This window comes from Streptomyces sp. NBC_00461, from assembly GCF_036013935.1.
In the GTDB taxonomy this organism is placed as follows: domain Bacteria; phylum Actinomycetota; class Actinomycetes; order Streptomycetales; family Streptomycetaceae; genus Streptomyces.
The window spans coordinates 9951379-9973331 of record NZ_CP107902.1; the positions used below are offsets into that span (position 1 = coordinate 9951379).

Below are 21953 nucleotides of genomic sequence, written 5' to 3' on the forward strand. Positions count from 1 at the left end.
TCTCCCTCAGAAGTCGGTGGAGAGACCCTCGTGGACACGGGAGTTCGGGGCCGTCTCGCCGTCGGGGACGTACTCCGTCTCGACGGTGCGGGTGGCGTCCAGTCGGGCGGGCCGGTAGTAGTCGCTGCCCTGTTTCCAGTACCAGAGCATGGGGACCAGGCCGACGGCGAGTCCGCCGATGCCGATCGTGATCGCCGCGGTGTCGAGCTCGCCCAGTGACTCGACGAAGATCCAGAACATGAACACGGCGCCGATCAGCGGCCACAGCCCGCCGAGCAGGAAGTTGGCAGGCGACTTCAGCAGCATCTTGCGGTACGCCACGACCACCGCGAGGCCCGCTAGGCCGTAGTACACGGCGATCTGCAGGCCGATCGCCGAGATCGCGTCGGAGAGGATGTCGCCCACCGAGCCCAGGGCGTTGGAGGCGATGAACATCGCCAGTGCCACCCCGCCGACCACGGCGATGGCCACCCACGGGGTGTTCCACCTGCGGTGCACCCGGCCGAGCGCGGACGGCATCGTACGGTCGCGGCCCATCGCGAACAGGGAGCGCGTGACCTGGATGAGGGTGGTCTCCAGCGTGGCGATGGTCGACAGCATCACCGCCACGATGAGCAGCTTGCCGCCCCAGCCCGGCCAGATCTCCTCGCCGAGCACGCCCAGCACGTTCGCGTCGTTCTCCTCGATCTGCTTCGAGGTGAGGATGACGTTCACCGCGACGGTGAACACCTCGAACAGCAGGAAGACGATGCCCACCCCGATCAGACCCGCGAGTCCCGTCGTGCGGCGGCTGTTGCGGGTCTCCTCGCTGAGGTTGCTCGTGACGTCCCAGCCCCAGTAGTAGAACGCGGCGACCAGCGCGCCCGACGCGAAGCCCGCCGTCCCGTGGAAGTGGCTGAAGCCGAACCAGGACCAGTCGAACGTGCCGGGGTTGCCCGTGTGGAACAGGGCGAGCACGGCGAACAGCGCGAGGATCGTGAGCTCGACACCGGACATGAGGAGCTGCGCGCGAACGGTGAGACGGGCACCGCCCAGCACGACGAGCAGCATGACGACGAACCAGGCAGCGCCGACCACCGTGGAGAGCGCGGTGTTGTCGGCGAGGCCGTCGTCGAACAGGGCGAGGGTCATCGAACCGGCGGGCAGCGAACCGGCCACCATGAAGATGGTCGCCGAGATCACCAGTGCCCAGCCGCTGATGAACCCGAGAAAGGGATGGAGCGTCCGTCCCACCCAGGAGTAGCTGGCGCCCGCGTTCACGTCGATGCGGCCGAGGTAGCTGAACGCCAGCGCGATACCCAGCATGGGTATCGCGCAGTACAGCAGTGCGGCCGGGCTCGCCAGGCCCACCGCTCCGACCAGGACGGCCGTGGTGGCGGCGATGGAATAGGCCGGAGCGCTGCCCGCGACGGCCATCACCACGGTGTCGAACGTACCGAGGACATTGGCCTGCAGCCCTCTGCCCCTGATGTTGCTCATGGTTGCGCTGCTTTCCGTCGTGCACGACGTGGGGGCGACCTTGCCCAGACGACGTAGGGGGAGGTGGGGGGTGACGAACCCGTCCCGGACGAACGAGGGTTGGCCTCGGGTCAGGGGCGGAGAAAGACGTGGAGCATCCCGCACGGCCGGTGCGTTGCCGGGCAGTCACAGCGTGTGTGCGAGTGATGATAGCCCCACCCTTTGAGCTTTCAAGATTGACCAGGAAGTAACCTCCCGGGCCGCCCGGGACTGCCGAGGTTGGACCGCGCGCAACGGGAAACGCGGACCGGGACACCGTAAGGAAACGACCCGCCGCGACGCGCGAGGGAGGCATCCATGGACAGCGAACGCATGGACTCCGAACCGATGGCCGACGACGCCTACCAGCCCACCGGAACCAACGAGGAACAGGCGGACGCGACGCCGCTCGATCTGCAGGACGCCGTCGACGAACGCACCTACGACGACACCCTCGACGAGGGCTACTCCCCACCGGAAAAGCCGCTCGGCGTGACCAGGTACGGCACGACGGCCGCCGAGCAGCATGCCGGCGAGACCCTGGACGAACGGCTCGCCGAGGAGGTTCCCGACGTGACCGTCCTCGCGGGCGACGACGTCGGCGACCTTCCCGGGGGCGAGGGCGAACCCGTCGACCCCGAGGCCGGTTCGCAGCGCGCGGGCCGCCTGGTCGCCTCGGGCGAGGGAGCGCACCCCGACACGACGGTCGCCACCGACGTGGGCATCGACGGCGGGGCCGCCGGCGCCGAGGAGGCCGCCGTCCATGTCGTCGAGGACGACACCGAAGTGCCGGACCGCTGAGCGCAGTTCAGTCTCCGATGTGGTCGATCTGCCGCAGTTTGTTCGTGGCGTCCAGGGCGGCGACCTTGTAGGACTCCGCCAGCGTCGGGTAGTTGAACACCGCGTTGACCAGGTAGTCGACCGTGCCGCCGCAGCCCATCACGGTCTGCCCGATGTGGATCAACTCCGTTGCGCCGGAGCCGAAGCAGTGCACGCCGAGCAGCCGGCGGTCCTCCGGGGAGACCAGCAGCTTCAGCATGCCGTGGGAGTCACCGACGATCTGGCCGCGCGCGAGTTCTCGGTAGCGGGAGATGCCGACCTCGAAGGGCACGCTGTCCTCGGTGAGCTGGTCCTCGGTCCGGCCGACGAAGCTGATCTCCGGGATGGTGTAGATGCCGATGGGCTGCAGGTTGTGCATCTGCCCGACCGGCTCACCGCAGGCGTGGTAGGCCGCGGACCGGCCCTGCTCCATGGAGGTGGCGGCGAGCGCCGGGAAGCCGATGACGTCACCCACGGCGTAGATGTGCGGCACCTCGGTGCGGTAGTGCTCGTCGACGGTGATCCGGCCACGCCGGTCCGCCGTCAAACCGGCCTTGCCGAGATCGAGTTCGGCGGTCAGGCCCTGCCGGCCCGCCGAGTACATCACCGTGTCGGCCGGTATCTTCTTGCCGCTCTCCAGGACGGTCAGCGTGCCCCGCGGATGGCGCTCGACGGCGGCGACGGTCTCCCCGAAACGGAACGTCACGGCGAGGTCCCGCAGGTGGTACTTGAGCGACTCGATGATCTCGACGTCGCACATGTCGAGCATCCCGGCCCGCTTCTCGACGACGGTCACCTTGCTGCCGAGCGCGGCGAACATCGACGCGTACTCCATGCCGATCACACCGGCACCGACGATGACCATGGAGCGCGGGACGCGTTCGAGGGCGAGGACGTTGTCGGAGTCCATGATCGTACGGCCGTCGAACTCGACGCTGTCCGGCCGTGCCGGGCGGGTGCCGGTCGCGATGACGATGTGGTCCGCGCTGAGCAGCCGTTCGTGACCGGTGACCTCGCGCAGCACGACGGTGTGCGGGTCGACGAAGCTTCCCGTGCCGGCGAAGAGGGAGACGTGGTTGCGGGAGAGCTGGCTGCGGATGACGTCGACCTCCCGGCTGACCACGTGCTCGGTGCGCGCGGTCAGGTCGGCGACGGTGATGTCCTCCTTCAGCCGGTAGCTCTGCCCGTACAGATCGCGCTGGGTGAGACCGGTCAGGTACAGCACCGCCTCCCGCAGGGTCTTGGAGGGGATGGTGCCGGTGTGGATGGAGACCCCGCCGACCATGTCGGGGCGGTCGACGATGGCGACCCGGCGGCCGAGCTTGGCCGCGGCGATCGCGGCCTTCTGGCCGCCGGGGCCGGATCCGATGACAAGCATGTCGAAGTCGGGCACCCACGGAGTCTGTCAGCCGCGAGCCCCTCTTCGAAAGGGTGAACGGGCAACGGCCGCCCAATGATCCATCGGAACTCCCCTTGATCAACCGGTAGTTGCGTCCCGTCACCGGTTACCTGCCCCCTTCGACTGCTCCAGCCGCCCGCCCGGGGGGATAATGCGCTCATGGGCCATCGACTCGGTGACACGAGCGCACCCGCGCGGCTGGCCGCACCCGACGAGGGCATCGGCCGGGACGAACTGGCGCTGGCCACCCGCAACCACGGCCTGCCGCTCGAGGCGCTCCGCTACGACGTCTCCCCGCCGGGCCTGCACTACGTACTGACGCACTACGACATCCCCTACGTCCCCGACGACACGCCCTGGCCGCTGACCGTCGGAGGCCGGGTCCGTCGCCCGCTGCAGCTGGACCTGGCTGATCTGCGGGCATTCCCCCAGATCACCACGCGCGTGACGCTGGAATGCGCGGGTAACGGCCGGGCTCTGCTCACACCCCGCCCGGTCAGCCAGCCCTGGCTCGTCGAGGCGGTGGGCACCGCCGAGTGGACGGGCGTACCGCTGCGGCTGCTGCTCGCCGAGGCCGGAGTCGGGGCCGATGCCGTCGACGTGGTGTTCACCGGCGCCGACCACGGAGTGGAGCGCGGGGTCGAGCAGGACTACCAGCGGTCTCTGCCGGTGGACGTGGCCACGGGCACCGAGCCCGAGGTGCTGGTGGCGTACGCGATGAACGGCGGCCCGCTGCCTCCGCAGCACGGCCGTCCGCTGCGCCTGGTGGTGCCCGGCTGGTACGGCATGGCGCACGTGAAGTGGCTGCGCGAAGTCACCGTCACGGACGTGCCGTTCACGGGATTCCAGCAGACCGTGGCCTACCGGCTTCGGCAGGAGTCCGGTGAGGAGGGCGAGCCGGTCACCCGGATCGTGCCGCGCGCCCTGCTGGTCCCGCCCGGATTCCCGGACTTCATGTCGCGGGCCCGCGTGGTGCGGCCTGGCCCGGTGCCCGTCGAGGGGCGCGCCTGGTCGGGGCAGGCGCCACTGGCGCGGGTCGAGGTGAGCACCGACGCGGGGCGCAGCTGGCACGAGGCCGAACTGGAGCCCGACGGAGGGCGGCGGTGGGCCTGGCGGCGCTGGCACTTCGGCTGGACGGCGACTCCCGGCGACCATGTGCTGAGCGCGCGGGCGACCGACGCCGAGGGGCACTGCCAGCCGCTGGAGCAGCCCTGGAACCGCGGTGGCTTCGCCGTCAACCTCGTCCAGCGGGTGCCGGTGCTGTGCCTGGAGCCCGACGCGGACTGAACCGGTACCGGGTCTCCAGGCGGTCGTGAGGCGGGGGTTACGGCAGCAGTTTCTCGAGGGCGACGGGGCCCTCCGTCTCCAGCTTGCGCCTGGCCCATTCGAGATTGCGCGGGGTGATGTCCCTGCCGGTGGCAAGGACGAGGTCCTCCGGTGACACATCGGTGCCGGTACTGGTGTGGAGCAGGTCGTCCGGGGTGACGCGGTCCTCGGACGACCCGGACGCGTCGGGCTGTGACGTCATGAGTGCTCCTTGGGTCCGAACGCTTCTGCTATCACCATTCAACGCCCAAGCCCGGCGTGCATCCGGAAGGGGCGGAGACATTCCATTCCCGAGATGCCGGAGCGACCGGGCGGGCGTGTAATGAGAGACAACGACCGTCCCGACCGGCAGAGAAGGCCGAGGCCATGTCACCGACCCGCACCGACGCGGGGGGATCGGGCACCGTTGCCAAAGGGGTGTTGCGACGGCTCGGGGAATGGTGTGCCCGCCACTTCGTGATCGTCATCGTCGCCTGGCTCGTCGCCCTGGTGGCGCTGCAGTTCCTCAACCGGTCCTTCGGGGGCGACTACTCCGACAACTTCTCCCTGCCGGGTGTCCAGTCCCAGCAGGGCCTTGACGTGCTGAAGAAGCACGACCCGGCGGCGGGCGGATACGGCAGCCAGATCGTTCTGCACGACGCGCAGAAGTCCGTGACGTCGCTCGGTTCGCAGATGTCCACCACGGTGGGCGACCTGCAGAAGCTGCCGCACGTCCTGTCCGCCCAGAACCCGCTGTCCACCTCCGCCTCGAAGGTCGGGCCCGTGTCCTCCGACGGGAAGACGGCCTACATCACCGTCCGCTTCGACGTCCAGCCCTCGACGCTGGGCGACAGCTACCTGAACGGAGTCGACAAGGCGGTCCAGCCGCTGCGCTCGGCCGGAGCGCAGGTCGAGTACGGCGGACCGCTGGGCGAACTGGCCCGGCCCGCCGGCAACGACCGCGTGAGCGAACTCATCGGCTTCGCCGTCGCCATCATCGTCCTGATCATCGGCTTCGGCAGCGTGATCGCCGCCGGGCTGCCCCTGCTGACCGCGCTCCTCAGCGCGATCACCGGGCTCGCCTGCCTCGGGCTGCTCGCCGCCGCCTTCACCTTCGCCACCGTCTCGCCGACCCTGGCCACGATGATCGGCCTCGGCGTCGGCATCGACTACGCCCTGTTCCTGATCACCCGGCACCGGCAGAACCTCATGAACGGCGCCGATCCGGTGCACTCGGCCGGGCACGCCACCGCCACCAGCGGGCGGGCGGTCCTGGTCTCCGGCTGTACCGTGATCGTCGCCCTCTGCGGGCTGTACGCCTCCGGTGTGAGCTTCATCGGCAAACTCGGCCTGGCCGCCGCCGTGACGGTCGTCTCGGCGGTCGCGGGCGCGCTGACCCTGGTCCCGGCCCTGCTCGGGCTCATCGGCAGACGCATCGACCGCTACCACCTGCGCCGCCCCGTCGCCGAGACCGACGCGGAGCCCGGAGCCGCACCCCAGGGGACCTGGCACCGCTACGCCCAGCGCGTGGAGCGCAGGCCCTGGCAGTTCCTGGCGGCGGGCGTCAGCGTCGTGGTCGTCCTGGCGATCCCGGTGTTCTCCATCCAGCTGGGCCACATCGGTGACGGTGCCGACCCCACCTCCTTCACCGACCGTCGCGCCTACGACCTGATGACCGACGCGTTCGGCCCCGGCTCCAACGGCCCGCTCACCGTCGTCATCGACCAGACCAACGTCTCCTCGTCCCAGCGCTCCACCCTGTCGTCCCAGGCGCAGAAGACCCTCAACTCCGTCGCCGGCGCCTCAACGGTCACTCCGCTGACGCCCACCCAGGACGGCGACGTCCTCATCGGCACCGTCTACTCGAAGCAGTCCCCGCAGGACGCCGACACCACTGCCCTGACCAACCGCATGGTCCACGACACCCTCCCGGACGCGGTCTCCGGCACACCCGCCAAGGGCTATGTCACCGGCACCACGGCGGCCCAGGTCGACTTCCGCGACATCGTGGCCGCCCGACTGGCCCTGATCATCGGCGTGGTGGTCGCCCTGGCCTTCCTGATCATCCTCGCCGTCTTCCGCGGCCTGCTCGTCGCCGTCAAGGCGGCCGTCCTGAACGTGCTGTCCATCGGGGCCTCGTACGGCGTCGTCGTGGCCGTCTTCCAGTGGGGCTGGGGCGGGCCCGCGCTGGGTGTCCACGGCAAGGTGCCCATCGAGAGCTATGTGCCGATGATGATGTTCGCGATCATCTTCGGCCTGAGCATGGACTACGAGATCTTCCTGCTCTCCCGCGTCCACGAGGCCTGGCTGCGTACCGGGGACGCCAAAGCCTCGGTCGCCCATGCCCTGGAGATCACCGCCCGGGTGATCACCTGCGCGGCACTGATCATGATGAGCGTGTTCGCCGCCTTCATCGTCAGCGACAACATCGTGGTCAAGATGCTCGGACTGGGGCTCGCGGTGAGCGTGCTGATCGATGCGACCGTGGTGCGGCTGCTCATGGTGCCCGCCGTGATGACCCTGCTGGGCAAGCACGCCTGGTGGACTCCGCGCTGGCTCGACCGGGTCCTGCCGCACATCGACGCGGAGGGCGACCAGGAGCTCGGCGCCGAGCAGGACGTCAGCGAACGTCCCGTGACGCGGGCGTGAGGACGAGCATCGTCACGTCGTCGACGACGGCGGGGCAGTGGCGTACGAGATCCGCCCAGACCCGGTCGGCGAGCACGGCCGGGTCGGTGTCGGCGAGCGCGGACAGGCGGTCGGTCAGCGGATAGAAGGTGCCCGAGGCGTCCCTGGCCTCACTCACGCCGTCCGAGGCCAAAAAGAGGCTCTGGCCGGGCTCCAGCCGGAGCGTGAGCGCGGAGTCCGGGCCGCCGTCGGACAGGCCGAGACCGAGCGGCGTCCAGGCGACGAGGTCGACCTCGGTGACCTTCCCGCCGCTCAGCAGCAGCGGCGCGGGATGCCCGCAGGAGACCATCCGGACCGCCTGGGCGTCGCGGGAGAACTCCAGGAGTACGGCGGTCGCGAACAGCTCGGCGTACCGCGAGGCCGCCGAGTCCACGACCAGCCTGCGGTCGAGGCGGGCGGCGACCGACTCCAGGTCGGGCAGGTCCAGCACCGCCTCCCGGAAGGCCCCCAGCAGCGAGGCGACCGTGGCGACCGCGGACAGCCCGTGCCCCTGGACGTCACCCATCACGGCCCGCACGCCGTGCGGCCCCTCCCGCACGTCGAAGAAGTCACCCCCCACGAGCGTGCCGCGCTCCGCGGCCCGGTACAGGCCCACACAGCGGACCGGGCCGACCCGCTCGGGCAGCGGCGGCACGACGGCGCGCTGCGCGGCCTCGGCGACCGTGCGCTCCAGGTCCAGCTGGGCGTCGCGACGACTGCGCACGTACGACACGAACACGCTCAGCACGGAGACGAAGGTGATGGTCAACAGGTCGGTGTTGCCGGGGTGGTTGAGATTGAAGGCCGGGATATTGAGCACGGCGACCACGAGTGCGCCGAGGACCGCGGTCGCCCACGGACCGTACGACAGGACGGCGAGCGGTGGGATGGCTCCCAGCAGGAAACCGATGTCCAGGGCATCGGGGCTCAGCAGCGTGGCCGCGCACACGCCGGCGATCAGGACGACCGGAAGGACCTTCACCCAGCGCGGCGGCGGCGCGCCCCGCAGCCAGCCCCGCCGGGCGTGGTCCCGGCGCGGTGACAGGACGGGCACTTTTCCCACACCACCACGCTCCTACGTCGGGGCGCGTCCCGCATGCCGGAGGGGTCGCCGTCGCGTCAGCCCGCGGCGCCGTCCAACAGCGCCTCGGCCTCCGCGAGGATCTCCGTGACCCGCAGGCCGAAGGCCGCGTCGCAGGGGTGCGGCCGGCCGGTGCCGGCGGCGGTGACCAGGGCGTCGGCAGCCCGGACGAGGGCGGTGACCGGCCCGTCGCCGCCGTCCGGAAGCACGGCCACCCCTGCCCTGCCGCGCAGCTCGACCGTGGCTCCGGCCGCCGCGGCCGGCGCCGAGAGGCTGAGGGTGAGGGTGCTCGACGCGCCGCCGACGTGGTCGAGGACCAGATGGACGGTGTCGCCGGGGCCCGGCGCCGCGGCGGTCACACGACGGGCATCGCCGAGGACCGGCAGCAGCACGGAGAGGGCGTGCGGCCCCACGTCCCACAGCGGGCCGCCCTTCGCCTGCCGCCACGGCGAGTCCGCGAACGGGCTGTCGCTGTCGCCGCCGAACAGCGTCCCCAGCCACTCCGCGCGCCCCGTGAACCAGCCCCCCGCGTCCGCCTGTTCGGTGATCCAGGCCTCGGTGCCCGGCACGAAACGGCTGGTGAAGAAGACCACCGAGGCGACCTGGGCCTCCCGCACGGCGTCGGCCACGGCCCGCCCCTGCTCCACCGTCGTCGCCAGCGGCTTGTCCAGCAGCAGATGACGCCCCGCCCGCGCCGCGCGCACCGCGAGATCCGCCTGCACGGCCGGCGGCAGGGCCACGGCGACCGCGTCCACGTCGGCGAGCAGCGCGTCGACGTCGTCGTAGGCACGCGTGCCGTGCCGGTCGGCGAGTTCCTTCGCGGCATCGGAACGGCGGCCCCACACCCCGACGAAGTCCAGTCCCGCGTGCTCGCTCAGGGCGGGGGCATGAGCCATTCCCGCCCAGGGGCCGGTACCGAGCAGACCGATGCGCATGCCGCCGCCTCTCCACCGCGCCGCCCGTCGTGGCGGCTGCTCGGCAGTGAGCCTCGCACACCCACCGGCAGGCCGTGCAAGCCGGTTTACCCTGCTCCGCGATTCAGTTGCCCGGCTGCTTAATGCGTTCTCTTTCCTCTATTGGACCTCCGGCCCGCAAGAGGGTCAGGCTGGAACCAGTTCCGGCGCCGCCGTACGCCATGTGCGGTGGGTCGAACGCCATTCGGTCCCGCGCCACCATCCGCGCCACCATCTGAAGAGGTCACGAGCACATGCACATCCGCCGCATCGGTGACATCGACATCAGCGCGATCGGTCTGGGCGGGATGCCCATGTCGATCGAGGGACGGCCGGACGAGGCACGCTCCCTCGCCACGATCCACGCCGCCCTCGACGCCGGCGTGACGCTGATCGACACCGCGGACGCCTACCACCGCGACGCCCACGAGGTCGGCCACAACGAGACCCTCATCGCCAAGGCGCTCGCCTCCCACGACCGTGGCGGGGACGTCCTGGTCGCCACCAAGGGCGGCCATCTGCGCCCCGGCGACGGCAGCTGGACCCTCGACGGGACCCCCCGCCACCTCAAGGAGGCCTGCGAGGCGTCCCTGCGCCGGCTCGGCGTGGAGGCCATCGGGCTCTACCAGTTCCACCGCCCCGACCCGAAGGTGCCGTACGCCGAGTCCGTCGGTGCGGTGCGGGACCTGCTGGACGAGGGCAAGATCCGCATGGCGGGCATCTCCAACGCCGACCCCGACCAGATCATGGAGGCCAACGAGATCCTCGGCGGGCGCCTGGTCTCCGTGCAGAATCAGTTCTCCCCGGCCTTCCGCTCCAGCGAGCCGGAGCTGGACCTGTGCGACGAGCTCGGCATCGCGTTCCTGCCCTGGAGCCCGCTGGGCGGTATCTCCCGGGCCGGCGAACTGGGCTCCACCTACGCGCCGTTCGCCCGGATCGCCGAGGCCCACGCGGTGAGCCCGCAGCGCGTGTGCCTGGCCTGGATGCTCGCCAAGTCGCCGGTGGTGGTGCCCATTCCGGGTTCCAGCCGCCCGGAGACCATCCTGGACTCCCTCGGCGCGACCGACCTCGAACTCAGCCCCGAGGAAATCGCGCAGCTCGACGCCGTCTGACACGACACACACGGTCACTACGGAGGACCCCGCCGATGGCGTCGTCGTTGGAAAGACCCCTCGACCACCGCTACCGCGGCGAACACCCGGTCCGCACCCTCGGGTACCTGTTCCGCGCCGACCGCCGCCACCTGATCGCGGCGGTCGGCGTGTTCACCGTCAAGCACAGCCCCATCTGGCTGCTGCCGCTGATCAGCGCGTCCATCATCGACACGGTCGTCCAGCACCAGCCGATCGGCAAGCTCTGGCTCAGCACCGGGATCATCCTGTTCATCCTGCTGATCAACTACCCGCTGCACGTGCTGTACGTCCGTCTTCTGTACGGCAGCGTCCGCCGCATGGGCACCACCCTGCGCTCCGCGCTGTGCACCCGTATGCAGCAGCTGTCCATCGGCTACCACTCGCGGGTCAGCGCCGGCGTCCTGCAGGCCAAGGTGGTCCGGGACGTGGAGACGGTCGAGCAGATGGTGCAGCAGACCGCCGAGACCGGGCTCGGGGCGATCACCGTACTGCTCGGCGGACTCGTCATCATCGGCGTACGCACACCGGAGTTCGTGCCCGTCTTCGTGGTCGTCGTGCCCGCCGCCGCGCTCGTCGTGGCCCGTCTGCGGGCCCGCCTGCGCACCCACAACGAACACTTCCGGCACGAGGTCGAGACCCTGTCGTCCCAGGTGACGGAGATGACCCGGCTCGTCCCCGTCACCCGCGCCCACGGCCTGGAGGGCAACGCCCTGCGCCGCATGGACGGCACCCTGAGCCGGCTGCTGACCTCCGGCATGCGCCTCGACCTCCTCAACGGCCGGTTCGGCTCGCTGGCCTGGGTCGTCCTCAACGTGGTCGGCGTCCTGGTCCTCGCCGGCGCCGCCACCGTCTCCTACTACGGCGTCTGGGGCGTCACCCCCGGCGACGTCGTCATGCTCAGCGCCTTCCTGACCACCCTCACCAACTCCACCACCACGCTGGCCGGTCTGGCCCCGGTCATCACCAAGGGCCTGGAGTCGGTGCGTTCGGTCGGCGAGGTGCTGCAGGCGCCCGAACTCGAGGACAACGAGGGCAAGACGGAACTCACCTCGCTGCAGGGCGCCGTCACCTTCGAGAACGTCGGCCACGCCTACGACAGCGGCCGGCCCGCCGTACGCGACTTCACCCTCTCCGTCCCACCGGGCGAGACCATCGCGCTCGTCGGTGCGTCCGGCGCGGGCAAGTCCACGGTGCTCAACCTGGTCATCGGGTTCATCCGCCCGACCTCCGGCCGGCTGCTGCTCGACGGCGCCGACATGAACACCCTCGACCTGCGCACCTACCGGCGCTTCGTCTCGGTGGTGCCGCAGGAGTCGGTCCTCTTCGACGGCACCATCCGCGAGAACGTCGTCTACGGCATGGACGAGGCCGACGAGGAGACGGTGCGCGCGGCGCTGCGCGACGCCAACGCGATGGAGTTCGTCGAGCGGCTGCCGCAGGGCCTGGACACCGTGGTCGGCGAGCGCGGGGCCCGGCTGTCCGGGGGACAGCGCCAGCGCCTCGCCATCGCCCGCGCGCTGATCCGGGACCCCAAGGTGCTGATCCTGGACGAGGCGACCTCGGCCCTGGACACCCGCTCGGAGGCACTCGTCCAGCAGGCGCTGGCCCGGCTGCTGAACGGACGGACGACGTTCGTGGTGGCGCACCGGCTGTCCACCGTGCGGGGCGCCGACCGGATCGTGGTGATGGGTGAGGGCCGCATCGTGGAGACCGGCACGCACGAGGAACTGCTGCGTGGCGGCGGGGCGTACACGCAGCTGCACAGCGGACAGGTCGCCTGAGGGTCCGGAAGCCTCAGGCGGCGCTGCTGCGTCGCATCCCGTGCGGGCAGCGCACGTCGTGGTCGCGGCCGAGGCTCGTCCACCAGCGTTCGCAGCAGGCGGCGTCCAGCTCCCCGCGGACGATCTCGTCGGCGGCCGTGGGCGCGGGACGGCGCGGCCCGGCGGCGGACTTGCACAGGTCGCGGATCAGGGTCTCGCGCACCACGGCGATGACCGGAACCAGACTGGCCGCGGCGAACAGGAACGCGGCCCACCGTGGGCCGTGGAGGAATTCGAGGACCGTGGTCCAGGAGAGTCCGCCGCAGGTGGCGACGTAGAGGGCGCAGAGAAGGCGGCCGGAGCGGTTCATTGGCTTCACCGTTCGTGCTCGGAGGGCTACTCTCTGTTCAACGCCTCGGGGCGCGCCGGGAATCGGGTCGAGCGGCGGTATTGCGTCAATTGAGGCCCGGGGCGCGGAAGATGTGAATGGTCCGGCCCTGCCCGGGAACACGAGGCGAAAACCAAGAGAGGGGCGCTTCGTGCTCGTTCCGGACCCGAAGGTCGTCAGAACGTTGCTCACCAGATACGCGTCGCTGCGCATCGCGCAGGCCGAGCGGGAGAAGCCGGAGGCGGCACGGGAGTTGGCGGACGTCAGCCGCACACTGTGCACGACGATGGGAGCCACGAGCGTCGAGGACGCCATCGCGAGGGCCGACGCCCTGCTGATCGCCTCGCGGGGGTCGGCAGACGGGGAGGACGGTCTGTCGTTGGCCGTCTGAGGCGGCGACGGCTTCCGCCACCGGCACGCTGAAGTGCCTTGCACCGGCGCTCAGGAGTGCCCGGCCATGACGCGCTCCTTTCCGTGGAACGCCGAACGGTACGCCTGCGGAGTGGTCCCGACCACCTTGCGGAAGCGCTCACGGAACGCCGTCGGAGACCCGAACCCCGCCTGCTGCGCGATCCGTTCGATCGGACGGTCGCTGTTCTCCAGCAGGTACTGGGCCCGCCGCACGCGCGCCCGCAGCAGCCACTGCAGCGGCGTCGTCCCCGTCTGCTCACGGAACCGCCTGCTGAAGGTGCGCTCGCTCATCCCCGAGCGCGCCGCCAGCGCGCCCAGGGTGATCTCGTCGGCGAGATGGTCCTCGATCCACTCCAGGACCGGTTCCAGGGTCGAGCCACGCGGCACCGGCGGCTGCTCGTGCACGATGAACTGGGCCTGCCCGCCCTCCCGTTCGAGGGGCATCACACAGAGACGCGCGGCATCCGCCGCGACGGCCGATCCGAGATCGCTGCGGATCATGTGCAGGCACAGGTCCAGTGCGGCGGCGGCGCCGGCCGAGGTGAGGATCTGCCCGTTGTCGACGTACAGCACGTCGGGCTCCACCTTGACCTCCGGGTAGCGGCGCGCCAGTTCGTCGGCCGCCACCCAGTGCGTCGTGGCGCGCAGGCCGTCCAGCAGCCCCGCCTCGGCCAGCACGAAGGCGCCCGCACACACCGACGCGATCCGGGCCCCGGCGTCGGCCGCTTCCCGCAGGGCGGCCAGCGCGCGGGGAGAGGGTGCTCCGGCGTGTTCCGAGCAGCCCGGGACGATGACCGTGTCGGCACCCGCGAGTACGTCGAGGCCGTGGGAGACCCGGAGCTGGAATCCGTCCGCGCGCACGTCCGGCGACTCGGCACACAGCCGTACCCGGTAGGGGCTGCGCCCGTCGGGCAGCCGTGTGCGGCCGAACACCTCCATCGGCGCCGCCATGTCGAACGGCACCACATGATCGAGAACCAGGATCGCCACGGTGTGCATGAACGACACGATAGGCGGATTCCCGCCATGCCCGTGACCTGGGCATGGTCTCGGAGAGGCGGACAGATCGCCTGGCGGGAATCCGTCGGGATCTGTCGTTTCCGCCCCTGTGCGATCACTTCGAAGATCCCTAACGTGAGCCGCGAACGGCTGATCGCACCCCGGAAGGCGCCCGATGACCAAGGTCCTGCTCTCCCTCCACGTCCTGGCGGCCATAGTCGCCGTCGGCCCGATCACCGTCGCGGCGAGCATGGTGCCGCCGGCGGTGCGCCGCGCCGGCGCCGACGACGGGGGAGCGGACGCGGCGGCCGTGGGCACGGTCCGGCTGCTGCACCGCATCTGCCGGGTCTACGTGGGCCTCGGTATCGCGGTCCCCGCGTTGGGCTTCGCCACCGCGGCCGCGATGGGCGTCCTGGGCAGTGCGTGGCTCATCGCGTCCATCACTCTCACCGCCGTGGCCGCGGGCATCCTGATCGCCTTCGTCCTGCCCCGCCAGGGCGAGCTGCTCGAACAGCTGGACGCGCGCCGGCCCGTCGAGCGGGCGAGCACCGCGCAACTGGCCATGTTCACCGGTCTGTTCAACCTGCTCTGGGCGACCGTGACGATCCTGATGATCGTGCGGCCCGGCTCGACGACCGGCGCCTGACGGCCCGGACCGACCGCAGGCGCAGGTCATCCAGACCGCGGTGCCGACGTCAAGTGCTCCTGGGGAATTCACGCCACGGTCTGCCGGGGCGCATACACTCGACAGCCGTGCCCATGCGCATGGGCCACCACACGAAAGGCGCGTTGGTGTTCCAGGATTCCCCGATCTACGACCGACTCGTCGCCGAGCGCGGCGACGTCCCCACTCAGGCTCGCAGGGAGGCCGAGCGCGTGACGCGGGAACTGGAGTACGTCATGCGACCGCTGCAGTCCTTCGGCGTACCGTCCCCCGAGCGCCAGGCCTCCCCGGGCGCCGGCTGGCAGCGCAGCGCGCTGATGCCCGGCTCGCTTCCCCACTGACCTCCCCCTCCATTGACCTCCTCCCACCGACCCCGCCGTCAACACACCGTCGTGTTGGAGCCGTTGGCGTGTCTCTGCGGCTCGGGGCCCGGACGGGCGAGCCACTCCGCCACGGTCCGGGCGATCGGCAGTCCCGTCTCCACCTCGACGAAGCCGAACTGCCCCGACTGGTTGCACTCCAGAAACCACCAGGTCCCGTCGGCGTCCTCGGCGAAGTCGAAGGCGCCGTAGGACAGTTCGGCCTCGTCCAGATACGAGCGGACGCCGACGGCGATGCCCGGCGGAACCTCGGTGGCCTCCCACGGAATGTCCGGCGAGGCGAAGCGCACGTCCACGGCGCCGGGGTCGTCCGGATCCGTATCCTCGGCGGCCGCCTTGCGGGCCGCCAGCAGCCGCCGGCCCACCACGGTCAGCCGGATGTCGGCCCGTTTTCCCACCCGCCGCTGCAGCAGCGTGGGGCCGAACGCCACGGCGGAGAAGTCCGTGTCAGGCGCGACCCGGCTCGTCGGCACCGCCCTGGGCGGATCCTGCGGGTGCGCCCCGGAGACCGGCTTGACCACCAGATCCGGATAGCGGTCGGCGAACTCACGGGCCGCCTGCGGGTACGTCGTGATCAGGGTGGCCGGGACGGGCAGCCCGCAGCGCTGGGCGAGCCGCAACTGCCAGGGCTTGTGGCGAGCGCGGCGGGCCGCGTCGGGATGGTTCATCCAGCGGGCCTCCGAGCCACGGAGCATGCCGTAGAGCGCCTGCGAGGACTCCTCGGTCAGCCACGCGGAGGGCTCGGCCGCCCGCGAGGCGACGTCCCCCGGCCTGCGCACCCACACCGACCGCAGCCCGGAGACGCTCACCAGGCGGCCCGCGGACTGGAGGTGGCCGCGGAAGGAGCCGTGCACGAACTCACCGGACAACGCGACCCCGCCGGGGAGGTCTGCGGGGTCGAGGCGGACCACCGGGACTCCGGACGAGTTGAGGTGCACGACCACCATGTCGGCCGTCACGTCCTCTTCAGAGGTCAGGATCAGCACGGTCATCGTCGACGGATCCGTGTTCAGTCGTCGAAGTGTGTCTTGGAGCCCGCGGTGGAGGTCGTGGTTCCGAGCTCTCTGAGCAGAGCCGCGTCGCCGGCGGCGACCCGGCCGTCCATGAGCACGTTCAACTGCAGCCCGGAGTCGTAGACGTACGGAGTCGTGGCCTCCAACTCCACCGCCGGACGTGCGTAGTTGAGCGCGAACGGTTGCATCGTCTCTCCCTCGTCAGTGCAGCACCGACCCAGTCGTCCCCGCCCTGCGGCGCCGCCCGGTCCGCCGACTGCATTGCCCTTCCAGTCACTTATACGAATCGAACGAGTGATTGGTTTCCTTACTCTGCGTAGTCACAGGGAGGATTCGTGACGATTCGGCACGTCGAGAGAGCCGCGCATGGTGCGCAGAGCGAGGAGAAGGACGCCGATGTCGTCCAGGTAGATCGGGTCGGGGAGCAGGTCGGTCGGCAGTACGAAGTAGAGAACGGCACCCCAGAAGACCCAGCGCGGCCCGGTCGGCAGCCCGGCGCGCCTCAGGTCGCGCCGCGCCCGCACCAGTCGCACCAGCAGGATGACGGCCACGGTGAGGATGAGCGCCGCGAGGGCAATGGTGACGACGATCACCGTTGTGGTCGGTTTCACGGATTCTCCTCCGTCCGGCGTGCCGTCCGGCGCGCCCTCTTCACGGATTCCCGCATCCGGCCGTCGTACGTGTCCTTATCGGCCGTCAGAAAGGCGTCAGGGGTTCATACCCGTGGCCCACCCGAGTGGCACGGGGTGGGAGCAGCACCTAGTACTGGCACTGCACAGCAACGTCGTGAAAGGCGTCGGGAGACGCGTGAGTCGGCGAACCGTTCCATCTCTTCCATGGAGGAGATTCATGAGCATCCGCTCTTCGTCATCCCATTCCCACGACCCCTCCATAGCCGCCCCGGACGACGACCCGGTCAGCGCCCTGGTGCACGCCGCGGTCGCCGACCGACCCCTGGAGGAGGTCGCCGACCTGATCACCCTGCTGGAGGAGTCCCCGCAGTACGCGCGGGCCACCGTCGACGCGCTGCGCGCGGTCGGTACGGACCGCTCCGTGGAGGACATCACCCGGCTGGTCACCCTGCTCACACGCCCACCGCGCGACGCGGCCAGCGCGGACGAGGCCATCCGCGCGGCGGCCGAGAACCGTCCGGTGGAGGAGGTGACGCGCCTGATGGCGCTGCTGCACCGGACGCAGACGGAACGCCACTTCGGTCAGGAGGCGGCACGGGCGGCCGCCCAGGCACGGCCCGTCGAGGACCTGGTGGAACTCATCGGCCGGCTCAGTGAGGAACGTGAGGCTCTCGCCGCCCTGCCCGAGACGGAGCCGCCGGGACAGCCGCACGGCGAGACGGAGTGGGGCCCCGGCGGCGTCTTCCCGCCGCCTGTTCCCCTGGCCCCGCCCCTCTTCGGTGCCGACCGCCCGCCGCCACGCCTCGCCCGTACGCCGGACCACCCCGCCGAGCGCCTGTCCTGGCCGGGCCTGCTCGTGGCAGCCGCGCTCTTCCTGTGCGCGATGCTCTGGTTCCCGCTGTACGAGGACGGCGAGCCCTTCGGCCTCTACGCCTCGTCTGTCGCGGTGTCGGCGCTGTGCGCGATGCTCGCCGTACTGGTGACCCTGCGGCCCGTCCCGCCCGCTCTCGCTCTCGCGGTCGTGGTGCCGGCGGTGCTCGCCGCGGCCCAGCTGTACCAGGGGCGGTTCCACTCGGCGTGGCTGTCCCGGGCGCTCGACCTCACGCTCGCGCCGAGCTGGGTCGCGGGCCTGGCCGCCGTCATTGCGGCACTCGCGGCTCTGATGGCCCTGGTCGTGCGCATCGCCTCGAACCAGCTGCCGGTGCATGCCGACGCCCGGCACCTGGCCACGGCGAACCGGTCCGACTGACCGCAGGCTGCGCACGGTCCGCAGCCCGTCACGGTCTCGCGCCCGCGGTCCCGAGGACCGCGGGCGCCCTTGCGGGGCTCAGCGACCGGAGCCCTCCGGCCGCTCTCCCGGACCGTCGGCCTTGGCGCCGTCCCCGGAGGAGGCGGGCCGCAGAGCCTTGGCGGTGTCCTTGAGCCGCTCCAGCCTTCGGGTCAACTGCTGGAACGGGGAACTCTGCGGCGTGGTGGCGGACTGCGGCCGGGCCGGGATCTCGGTGCCGTTCTCGCGGTACACCGCCAGCGCCTCGTGGGCGCGCTCGGCGGCCTCCCGGTACAGGTCCCGGGATTTCGTCATGGCATCGAGCGCCTCGGTGTACATGGCCACGAGCCCGCGCTCGCGCGCGAGCTGCTCCTCCAGGGTCATCAGCTGCCAGTCGTCCCTGAGTGCGGTGACGGCCTGCTCGGCGCCGTCCGGCAGCGGCGTCGGCAGAGTGGCGAAACGGGTCAGGGCGTCGACGAGTTCCGTCGGCCGGGAACCGTCGAGGAAGACCGTGCGTACGGAGAAGTCGTCCGCGTCGAAGTCGTCCGGGGCCGGCACCGGCGGCAGCAGGACGGCACCGCCGCGCGGGACCTGCACACCGAACTCGCGCAGGGCCCGGTTCACGATGCGCAGCTGGTCCGGTGCGACCCGATGCTCCACCATGCGGTGGCGCAGGCTCGGCGGCAGCATCCGGGCGACGGGCAGCCGGCCGCGTTCGTCGGGCGTCATCGCCTCGTGCACCACGAGGTTGACGGTCCAGCCGCCGCGCACCGAGTTCCTGAGCAGGCGCCGGATGTCCTTGTCCTCCTCGGGCAGGTGGTTGACCTGCCGGAAGCGCAGCCCCGTGACGGGCTCGTGGTCCCAGGAGGCGTCCGGGTCGTCGGGCCAGAACACCGTGGCGGGGGAGGGCCACTCCAGGTCCCACGGGCGTTCCGCCTCCGCCGCCAGCAGCCACTCCCGGCCGTGCTCCCTCTCTCTTGCGAGGGTCAGCCGGGCCCGGACGGTCACCGACCCGGCGACCGTCCAGCGCGCCTCGAAGACGGACCGGCCGGCGCTCGACGCGGTCTCCGAGTCGGGCAGCTCGAGATGGTCGTCGATGGTCTCGTCGGCCTTGAGCCGTCGGAGGGTTCGGCGTACGACGTCGTCGGGGGCGGGCCCGCTGTGGCGGCCGCGGGCCAGCCACAGTGCGGGGGAGGGGGTCGGGCGGACGGAGGGGGAAGAGCGCATGAGTCCAACTGAAGGCGGGGGCATGTGCGTAACCCAGTATCGTCGCCGCGGGTCGGGCGGAATCACCCGGGGGGTGGGCGCACGGGAAGTGCGCGGCGCACTCGGGGTGCGCGCGCTCCACCCCACACCGCTCGGTTCACCCGTGTCGCTCAGTGCACCGGGCCCGCCACAATGGCGCCCGCGAACAGGGCCCGCCCACCATCCGCTTTGGGGCGGGCTCTGTTCGCGCCCGGTCCGGTCCGGCCCGCGCCACGCCGAATGCCTCCCCGCGCGAGATATATCGGCATCCGAGATATCATGGCTGCATGGCATCGAGGAACATGACTCAAGCGGCGTTCTTCGTCCTCACCGCTCTGGCCGACCAGCCCCGGCACGGCTACGGGATCCTGCGGGAGGTCGAGGAACTGTCCGACGGCACCGTGCGGTTGCGCGTCGGCACCCTGTACGGCGTGCTGGACCGGCTCACCGCGGACGGGCTGATCGTCCTGGACCGCGAGGAGGTGCACGAGGGCCGGCTGCGGCGCTACTACCGCCTCACCGACGAGGGGATGCGGGCCCTCGACGCGGAGGCGGAACGCATGGCGGCCGGGGCCAGCGCCGCCAAGGAGCGGATCGCCGAGGGGCGCAAGGCGCCCGGAGCGGCCGCGAACCCGGTCACCAAGCCGTCCGTCAACCCGTCCGCCGGTCCCGGACTCGCAGGAGGTATGGCATGACGACGCTGCTCGAGACGCGCTACCGCACGGTGCTGCGACTGCTCCCCGCCTACTACCGACGGGACCGGGAGGAGGAGATGGTCGAGGTGTACCTGTGGGACGTCGACCAGGAGATGCAGGACCAGAGCAGGCCCACGCTGGGTGAGGTGGCGAGCGTCGCCGCCCTCGCCGTGCGCAGCAGGCTGGCCGCCACCGGAGCGCCACGGCAGTACGTTCTGCTCGGGTCGGCCGTCCGCCACTTCGCCGTGTTCGCGGTGCTCCTGCAGGCGGCCGCCGCCGTCGTCGACAGGGTCCTCAACCTGACCTGGTCGTCGACCCACGGCGCCGGCGACTGGGAGATGTTCCTGTCGGGATTCACCGGCCGCGGGCCGCTGATCGGCGTCGCCGAGGCCGCCGAATGGACGCTTCCGCTGCTGTGGACGGTCGGCTTCTTCGCCCTCCTGCGTGACCGCCGGCGCCTCGCCCAGGCGGCCGTGCTGCTCGCCGCGCTGCCCACACTGTGGCCGTTCGTCGCACCGCTGGTGACCGAACTGGCGCCGCCGGAACCGTGGTTCGCCACCACCACCGCGCTCTTCGCCTGGCTGCCCGCGCTCGCCCTCTGCGCCGCCTACCACCGCGACGCCCCCGCCGCGGTGCTGCCCGCCGGCTCACCCGGCCTCGTCTTCGCGGCCTGCGGTGTGGTCATGGGGGCGTCCGTCGTGGTGGTGCCCGCCATGGGCGACACGGTCTGGGCGCCGGCCACCTGCTTCGTCGTGGGAGCGCTCGGCTGGCTGCTGCTGCGCAGGCGCCGCACGGACCGGAGTCCCGCCTGCGGTGCCGTGGCCCTGGCCGCACTCGGTCTGCTGCTCCTGTCGGTGCGGGTGGCCGCGCTGTATCCGTGGTTGGGTGCAGGGGTCCCCTTCGTGTTCATCGGCGGCGCTTTGGGTCAGGCGGGCGCGCTCACGCTGCTGACCGTCGTGCTGGCGGTGGTGGCCAGGCGCGACCTCACGGCACGCTGACGCTCGTGGGCGCGGGCGGGCGCGTCCTGCTCGCCCGCGCCGTCGCGGTCACCCGTGGAACGAGATGTACCCGTTGCCGTCCCTGTCGTTGTTGCTCTTGGTGTACGCGTGTGAGTCCGCGCCGGCGCCGGACGGCTTGTACAGGTAGATCGTGTCCTTGTCGTTGTTCCAGATGAAGTTGCAGTTGTTGCGGTAGACGACGTTGTTGCTGTCGGAGTCGGTGCCGTGGCCGCCACGGAGCTTCACGTAGTCACCGGGCTCCAGGTAGTGGTTCTTGGTGAACGTGAACTTGTTGCCGGTCTTGTCCTTCACCACGTAGCCCTTGAGGTTCACGGTGGTGCCCGACGAGTAGTTCTTGATCGTCAGGTACTCGTTCTTCGTGTTCCCGCTGGTGCAGCTGTTGGAGTCTCTGCCCGGCGCGTCGTACTGGACGCCCTTGAGCTTCAGTGCCGACGAATACTCGGTGGCGTGGGCCGGCACGGCGGCCAGCACGGCGAGAGTGCCCGCGGCGGCGGTGGCGGCGACAAGACGTATACGCATGGAGATAGTCCCCCCTGTGTGGACATTCGGTGAAGGATCTGGAGCGTATACAACTGGGCGGATTCGGGAGCCGACTTCACCGAAATGTGGCCGACCTCGCCGGGCCG

General features: G+C 70.9%; 23 protein-coding genes. 11 read left to right on the forward strand and 12 right to left on the reverse strand.

Features of this window, described 5'->3' with window-relative positions:
• Positions 1 to 6: 6 nt before the first annotated feature.
• On the reverse strand, positions 7 to 1479 hold the full coding sequence (locus tag OG870_RS45965; protein ID WP_266928213.1) for an APC family permease: 1473 nt from the start codon (positions 1477 to 1479) through the stop codon (positions 7 to 9).
• Between the two features lie 351 nt (positions 1480 to 1830).
• Here OG870_RS45965 and OG870_RS45970 point away from each other — a divergent pair, with 351 nt between their 5' ends.
• Positions 1831 to 2298, forward strand: coding sequence for a DUF5709 domain-containing protein (locus OG870_RS45970; RefSeq protein WP_266528643.1), 468 nt, complete (start codon positions 1831 to 1833; stop codon positions 2296 to 2298).
• Positions 2299 to 2305: 7 nt separating this feature from the next.
• Here OG870_RS45970 and sthA read toward each other — a convergent pair whose 3' ends face one another.
• Positions 2306 to 3709, reverse strand: a complete 1404-nt coding sequence (gene sthA / locus OG870_RS45975; RefSeq protein WP_327692217.1) for a Si-specific NAD(P)(+) transhydrogenase — start codon at positions 3707 to 3709, stop codon at positions 2306 to 2308.
• A gap of 165 nt (positions 3710 to 3874) precedes the next feature.
• Between sthA and OG870_RS45980 the strand changes: the two genes are divergently transcribed.
• Complete coding sequence (locus OG870_RS45980) at positions 3875 to 5002, forward strand: sulfite oxidase (protein ID WP_327692218.1); 1128 nt, start codon at positions 3875 to 3877, stop codon at positions 5000 to 5002.
• 37 nt (positions 5003 to 5039) lie between these two features.
• Here OG870_RS45980 and OG870_RS45985 read toward each other — a convergent pair whose 3' ends face one another.
• On the reverse strand, positions 5040 to 5243 hold the full coding sequence (locus OG870_RS45985) for a hypothetical protein (protein WP_266528053.1): 204 nt from the start codon (positions 5241 to 5243) through the stop codon (positions 5040 to 5042).
• A gap of 164 nt (positions 5244 to 5407) precedes the next feature.
• Here OG870_RS45985 and OG870_RS45990 point away from each other — a divergent pair, with 164 nt between their 5' ends.
• A complete protein-coding gene (locus tag OG870_RS45990) occupies positions 5408 to 7669 on the forward strand; it encodes an MMPL family transporter (protein ID WP_266587987.1) in 2262 nt (753 codons plus the stop codon).
• Here the strand turns inward: OG870_RS45990 and OG870_RS45995 are convergent.
• Together OG870_RS45995 and OG870_RS46000 are read right to left on the reverse strand one after the other, a co-directional pair.
• The gene (locus OG870_RS45995) at positions 7641 to 8750 is read right to left on the reverse strand and encodes a PP2C family protein-serine/threonine phosphatase (protein WP_266528059.1); all 1110 of its coding nucleotides are present in this window, start codon (positions 8748 to 8750) and stop codon (positions 7641 to 7643) included. The genes OG870_RS45990 and OG870_RS45995 overlap by 29 nt on opposite strands.
• A 56-nt stretch (positions 8751 to 8806) precedes the next feature.
• The gene (locus OG870_RS46000; RefSeq protein WP_327692219.1) at positions 8807 to 9703 is read right to left on the reverse strand and encodes a Gfo/Idh/MocA family protein; all 897 of its coding nucleotides are present in this window, start codon (positions 9701 to 9703) and stop codon (positions 8807 to 8809) included.
• Between the two features lie 272 nt (positions 9704 to 9975).
• Here OG870_RS46000 and OG870_RS46005 point away from each other — a divergent pair, with 272 nt between their 5' ends.
• Entirely contained in the window at positions 9976 to 10833 is an 858-nt protein-coding gene (locus tag OG870_RS46005; RefSeq protein ID WP_327692220.1) for an aldo/keto reductase, read from the forward strand.
• 35 nt (positions 10834 to 10868) lie between these two features.
• The gene (locus tag OG870_RS46010; RefSeq protein WP_327692221.1) at positions 10869 to 12635 is read left to right on the forward strand and encodes an ABC transporter ATP-binding protein; all 1767 of its coding nucleotides are present in this window, start codon (positions 10869 to 10871) and stop codon (positions 12633 to 12635) included.
• Between the two features lie 13 nt (positions 12636 to 12648).
• Here the strand turns inward: OG870_RS46010 and OG870_RS46015 are convergent, their stop codons facing one another.
• Positions 12649 to 12984: a hypothetical protein gene (locus tag OG870_RS46015; RefSeq protein ID WP_266528071.1), complete on the reverse strand. Its 336-nt coding sequence runs from the start codon at positions 12982 to 12984 to the stop codon at positions 12649 to 12651.
• 169 nt (positions 12985 to 13153) lie between these two features.
• Here OG870_RS46015 and OG870_RS46020 point away from each other — a divergent pair, with 169 nt between their 5' ends.
• Positions 13154 to 13393: a DUF5133 domain-containing protein gene (locus OG870_RS46020; protein WP_327692222.1), complete on the forward strand. Its 240-nt coding sequence runs from the start codon at positions 13154 to 13156 to the stop codon at positions 13391 to 13393.
• Positions 13394 to 13443: 50 nt separating this feature from the next.
• Here OG870_RS46020 and OG870_RS46025 read toward each other — a convergent pair whose 3' ends face one another.
• Positions 13444 to 14412: a GlxA family transcriptional regulator gene (locus OG870_RS46025; protein WP_266928201.1), complete on the reverse strand. Its 969-nt coding sequence runs from the start codon at positions 14410 to 14412 to the stop codon at positions 13444 to 13446.
• 175 nt (positions 14413 to 14587) lie between these two features.
• Between OG870_RS46025 and OG870_RS46030 the strand changes: the two genes are divergently transcribed.
• Entirely contained in the window at positions 14588 to 15058 is a 471-nt protein-coding gene (locus OG870_RS46030) for a hypothetical protein (protein WP_266587999.1), read from the forward strand.
• A 146-nt stretch (positions 15059 to 15204) separates the two neighbouring features.
• Positions 15205 to 15417, forward strand: a complete 213-nt coding sequence (locus OG870_RS46035; RefSeq protein WP_266528645.1) for a hypothetical protein — start codon at positions 15205 to 15207, stop codon at positions 15415 to 15417.
• A gap of 38 nt (positions 15418 to 15455) precedes the next feature.
• On the opposite strand, the gene tgmB is transcribed toward OG870_RS46035, so the two are convergent.
• The 3 genes from tgmB to OG870_RS46050 all read right to left on the reverse strand — a co-directional run bounded on the left by tgmB (position 15456) and on the right by OG870_RS46050 (position 17080).
• Positions 15456 to 16448, reverse strand: coding sequence for an ATP-grasp ribosomal peptide maturase (gene tgmB, locus OG870_RS46040; RefSeq protein WP_327692223.1), 993 nt, complete (start codon positions 16446 to 16448; stop codon positions 15456 to 15458).
• Between the two features lie 17 nt (positions 16449 to 16465).
• Positions 16466 to 16657: a putative ATP-grasp-modified RiPP gene (gene tgmA, locus OG870_RS46045; RefSeq protein ID WP_266528085.1), complete on the reverse strand. Its 192-nt coding sequence runs from the start codon at positions 16655 to 16657 to the stop codon at positions 16466 to 16468.
• Positions 16658 to 16789: 132 nt separating this feature from the next.
• Complete coding sequence (locus OG870_RS46050; RefSeq protein WP_266528088.1) at positions 16790 to 17080, reverse strand: YkvA family protein; 291 nt, start codon at positions 17078 to 17080, stop codon at positions 16790 to 16792.
• A 238-nt stretch (positions 17081 to 17318) separates the two neighbouring features.
• Here OG870_RS46050 and OG870_RS46055 point away from each other — a divergent pair, with 238 nt between their 5' ends.
• A complete protein-coding gene (locus tag OG870_RS46055) occupies positions 17319 to 18350 on the forward strand; it encodes a hypothetical protein (RefSeq protein ID WP_266528091.1) in 1032 nt (343 codons plus the stop codon).
• A 78-nt stretch (positions 18351 to 18428) separates the two neighbouring features.
• Here OG870_RS46055 and OG870_RS46060 read toward each other — a convergent pair whose 3' ends face one another.
• On the reverse strand, positions 18429 to 19595 hold the full coding sequence (locus tag OG870_RS46060; protein ID WP_327692224.1) for a hypothetical protein: 1167 nt from the start codon (positions 19593 to 19595) through the stop codon (positions 18429 to 18431).
• Positions 19596 to 19915: 320 nt separating this feature from the next.
• Here OG870_RS46060 and OG870_RS46065 point away from each other — a divergent pair, with 320 nt between their 5' ends.
• Complete coding sequence (locus OG870_RS46065) at positions 19916 to 20308, forward strand: PadR family transcriptional regulator (RefSeq protein WP_266528647.1); 393 nt, start codon at positions 19916 to 19918, stop codon at positions 20306 to 20308.
• Positions 20305 to 21306 carry a hypothetical protein gene (locus tag OG870_RS46070; RefSeq protein ID WP_266928194.1) on the forward strand — a complete coding sequence of 334 codons (1002 nt, stop codon included), beginning with the start codon at positions 20305 to 20307 and terminating at the stop codon, positions 21304 to 21306. The genes OG870_RS46065 and OG870_RS46070 overlap by 4 nt, the downstream gene beginning before the upstream one ends.
• Positions 21307 to 21354: 48 nt before the next feature.
• On the opposite strand, the gene OG870_RS46075 is transcribed toward OG870_RS46070, so the two are convergent.
• The gene (locus OG870_RS46075; RefSeq protein WP_266528100.1) at positions 21355 to 21846 is read right to left on the reverse strand and encodes a lamin tail domain-containing protein; all 492 of its coding nucleotides are present in this window, start codon (positions 21844 to 21846) and stop codon (positions 21355 to 21357) included.
• Between the last annotated feature and the right edge of the window lie 107 nt (positions 21847 to 21953).

Coding starts and splice junctions, on each gene's coding strand:
- OG870_RS46075 (WP_266528100.1), bottom strand. CDS start 21,846: ATGCGTATACGTCTTGTCGCCGCCACCGCCGCCGCGGGCACTCTCGCC.
- OG870_RS45985 (WP_266528053.1), bottom strand. CDS start 5,243: ATGACGTCACAGCCCGACGCGTCCGGGTCGTCCGAGGACCGCGTCACC.
- OG870_RS46030 (WP_266587999.1), top strand. CDS start 14,588: ATGACCAAGGTCCTGCTCTCCCTCCACGTCCTGGCGGCCATAGTCGCC.
- OG870_RS46065 (WP_266528647.1), top strand. CDS start 19,916: ATGACTCAAGCGGCGTTCTTCGTCCTCACCGCTCTGGCCGACCAGCCC.
- OG870_RS46060 (WP_327692224.1), bottom strand. CDS start 19,595: ATGCGCTCTTCCCCCTCCGTCCGCCCGACCCCCTCCCCCGCACTGTGG.
- tgmB (WP_327692223.1), bottom strand. CDS start 16,448: ATGACCGTGCTGATCCTGACCTCTGAAGAGGACGTGACGGCCGACATG.
- OG870_RS46010 (WP_327692221.1), top strand. CDS start 10,869: ATGGCGTCGTCGTTGGAAAGACCCCTCGACCACCGCTACCGCGGCGAA.
- OG870_RS46055 (WP_266528091.1), top strand. CDS start 17,319: ATGAGCATCCGCTCTTCGTCATCCCATTCCCACGACCCCTCCATAGCC.
- OG870_RS45990 (WP_266587987.1), top strand. CDS start 5,408: ATGTCACCGACCCGCACCGACGCGGGGGGATCGGGCACCGTTGCCAAA.
- OG870_RS45965 (WP_266928213.1), bottom strand. CDS start 1,479: ATGAGCAACATCAGGGGCAGAGGGCTGCAGGCCAATGTCCTCGGTACG.
- OG870_RS46005 (WP_327692220.1), top strand. CDS start 9,976: ATGCACATCCGCCGCATCGGTGACATCGACATCAGCGCGATCGGTCTG.
- tgmA (WP_266528085.1), bottom strand. CDS start 16,657: ATGCAACCGTTCGCGCTCAACTACGCACGTCCGGCGGTGGAGTTGGAG.
- OG870_RS45970 (WP_266528643.1), top strand. CDS start 1,831: ATGGACTCCGAACCGATGGCCGACGACGCCTACCAGCCCACCGGAACC.
- OG870_RS46070 (WP_266928194.1), top strand. CDS start 20,305: ATGACGACGCTGCTCGAGACGCGCTACCGCACGGTGCTGCGACTGCTC.
- OG870_RS45980 (WP_327692218.1), top strand. CDS start 3,875: ATGGGCCATCGACTCGGTGACACGAGCGCACCCGCGCGGCTGGCCGCA.
- OG870_RS46025 (WP_266928201.1), bottom strand. CDS start 14,412: ATGCACACCGTGGCGATCCTGGTTCTCGATCATGTGGTGCCGTTCGAC.
- OG870_RS46000 (WP_327692219.1), bottom strand. CDS start 9,703: ATGCGCATCGGTCTGCTCGGTACCGGCCCCTGGGCGGGAATGGCTCAT.
- OG870_RS46015 (WP_266528071.1), bottom strand. CDS start 12,984: ATGAACCGCTCCGGCCGCCTTCTCTGCGCCCTCTACGTCGCCACCTGC.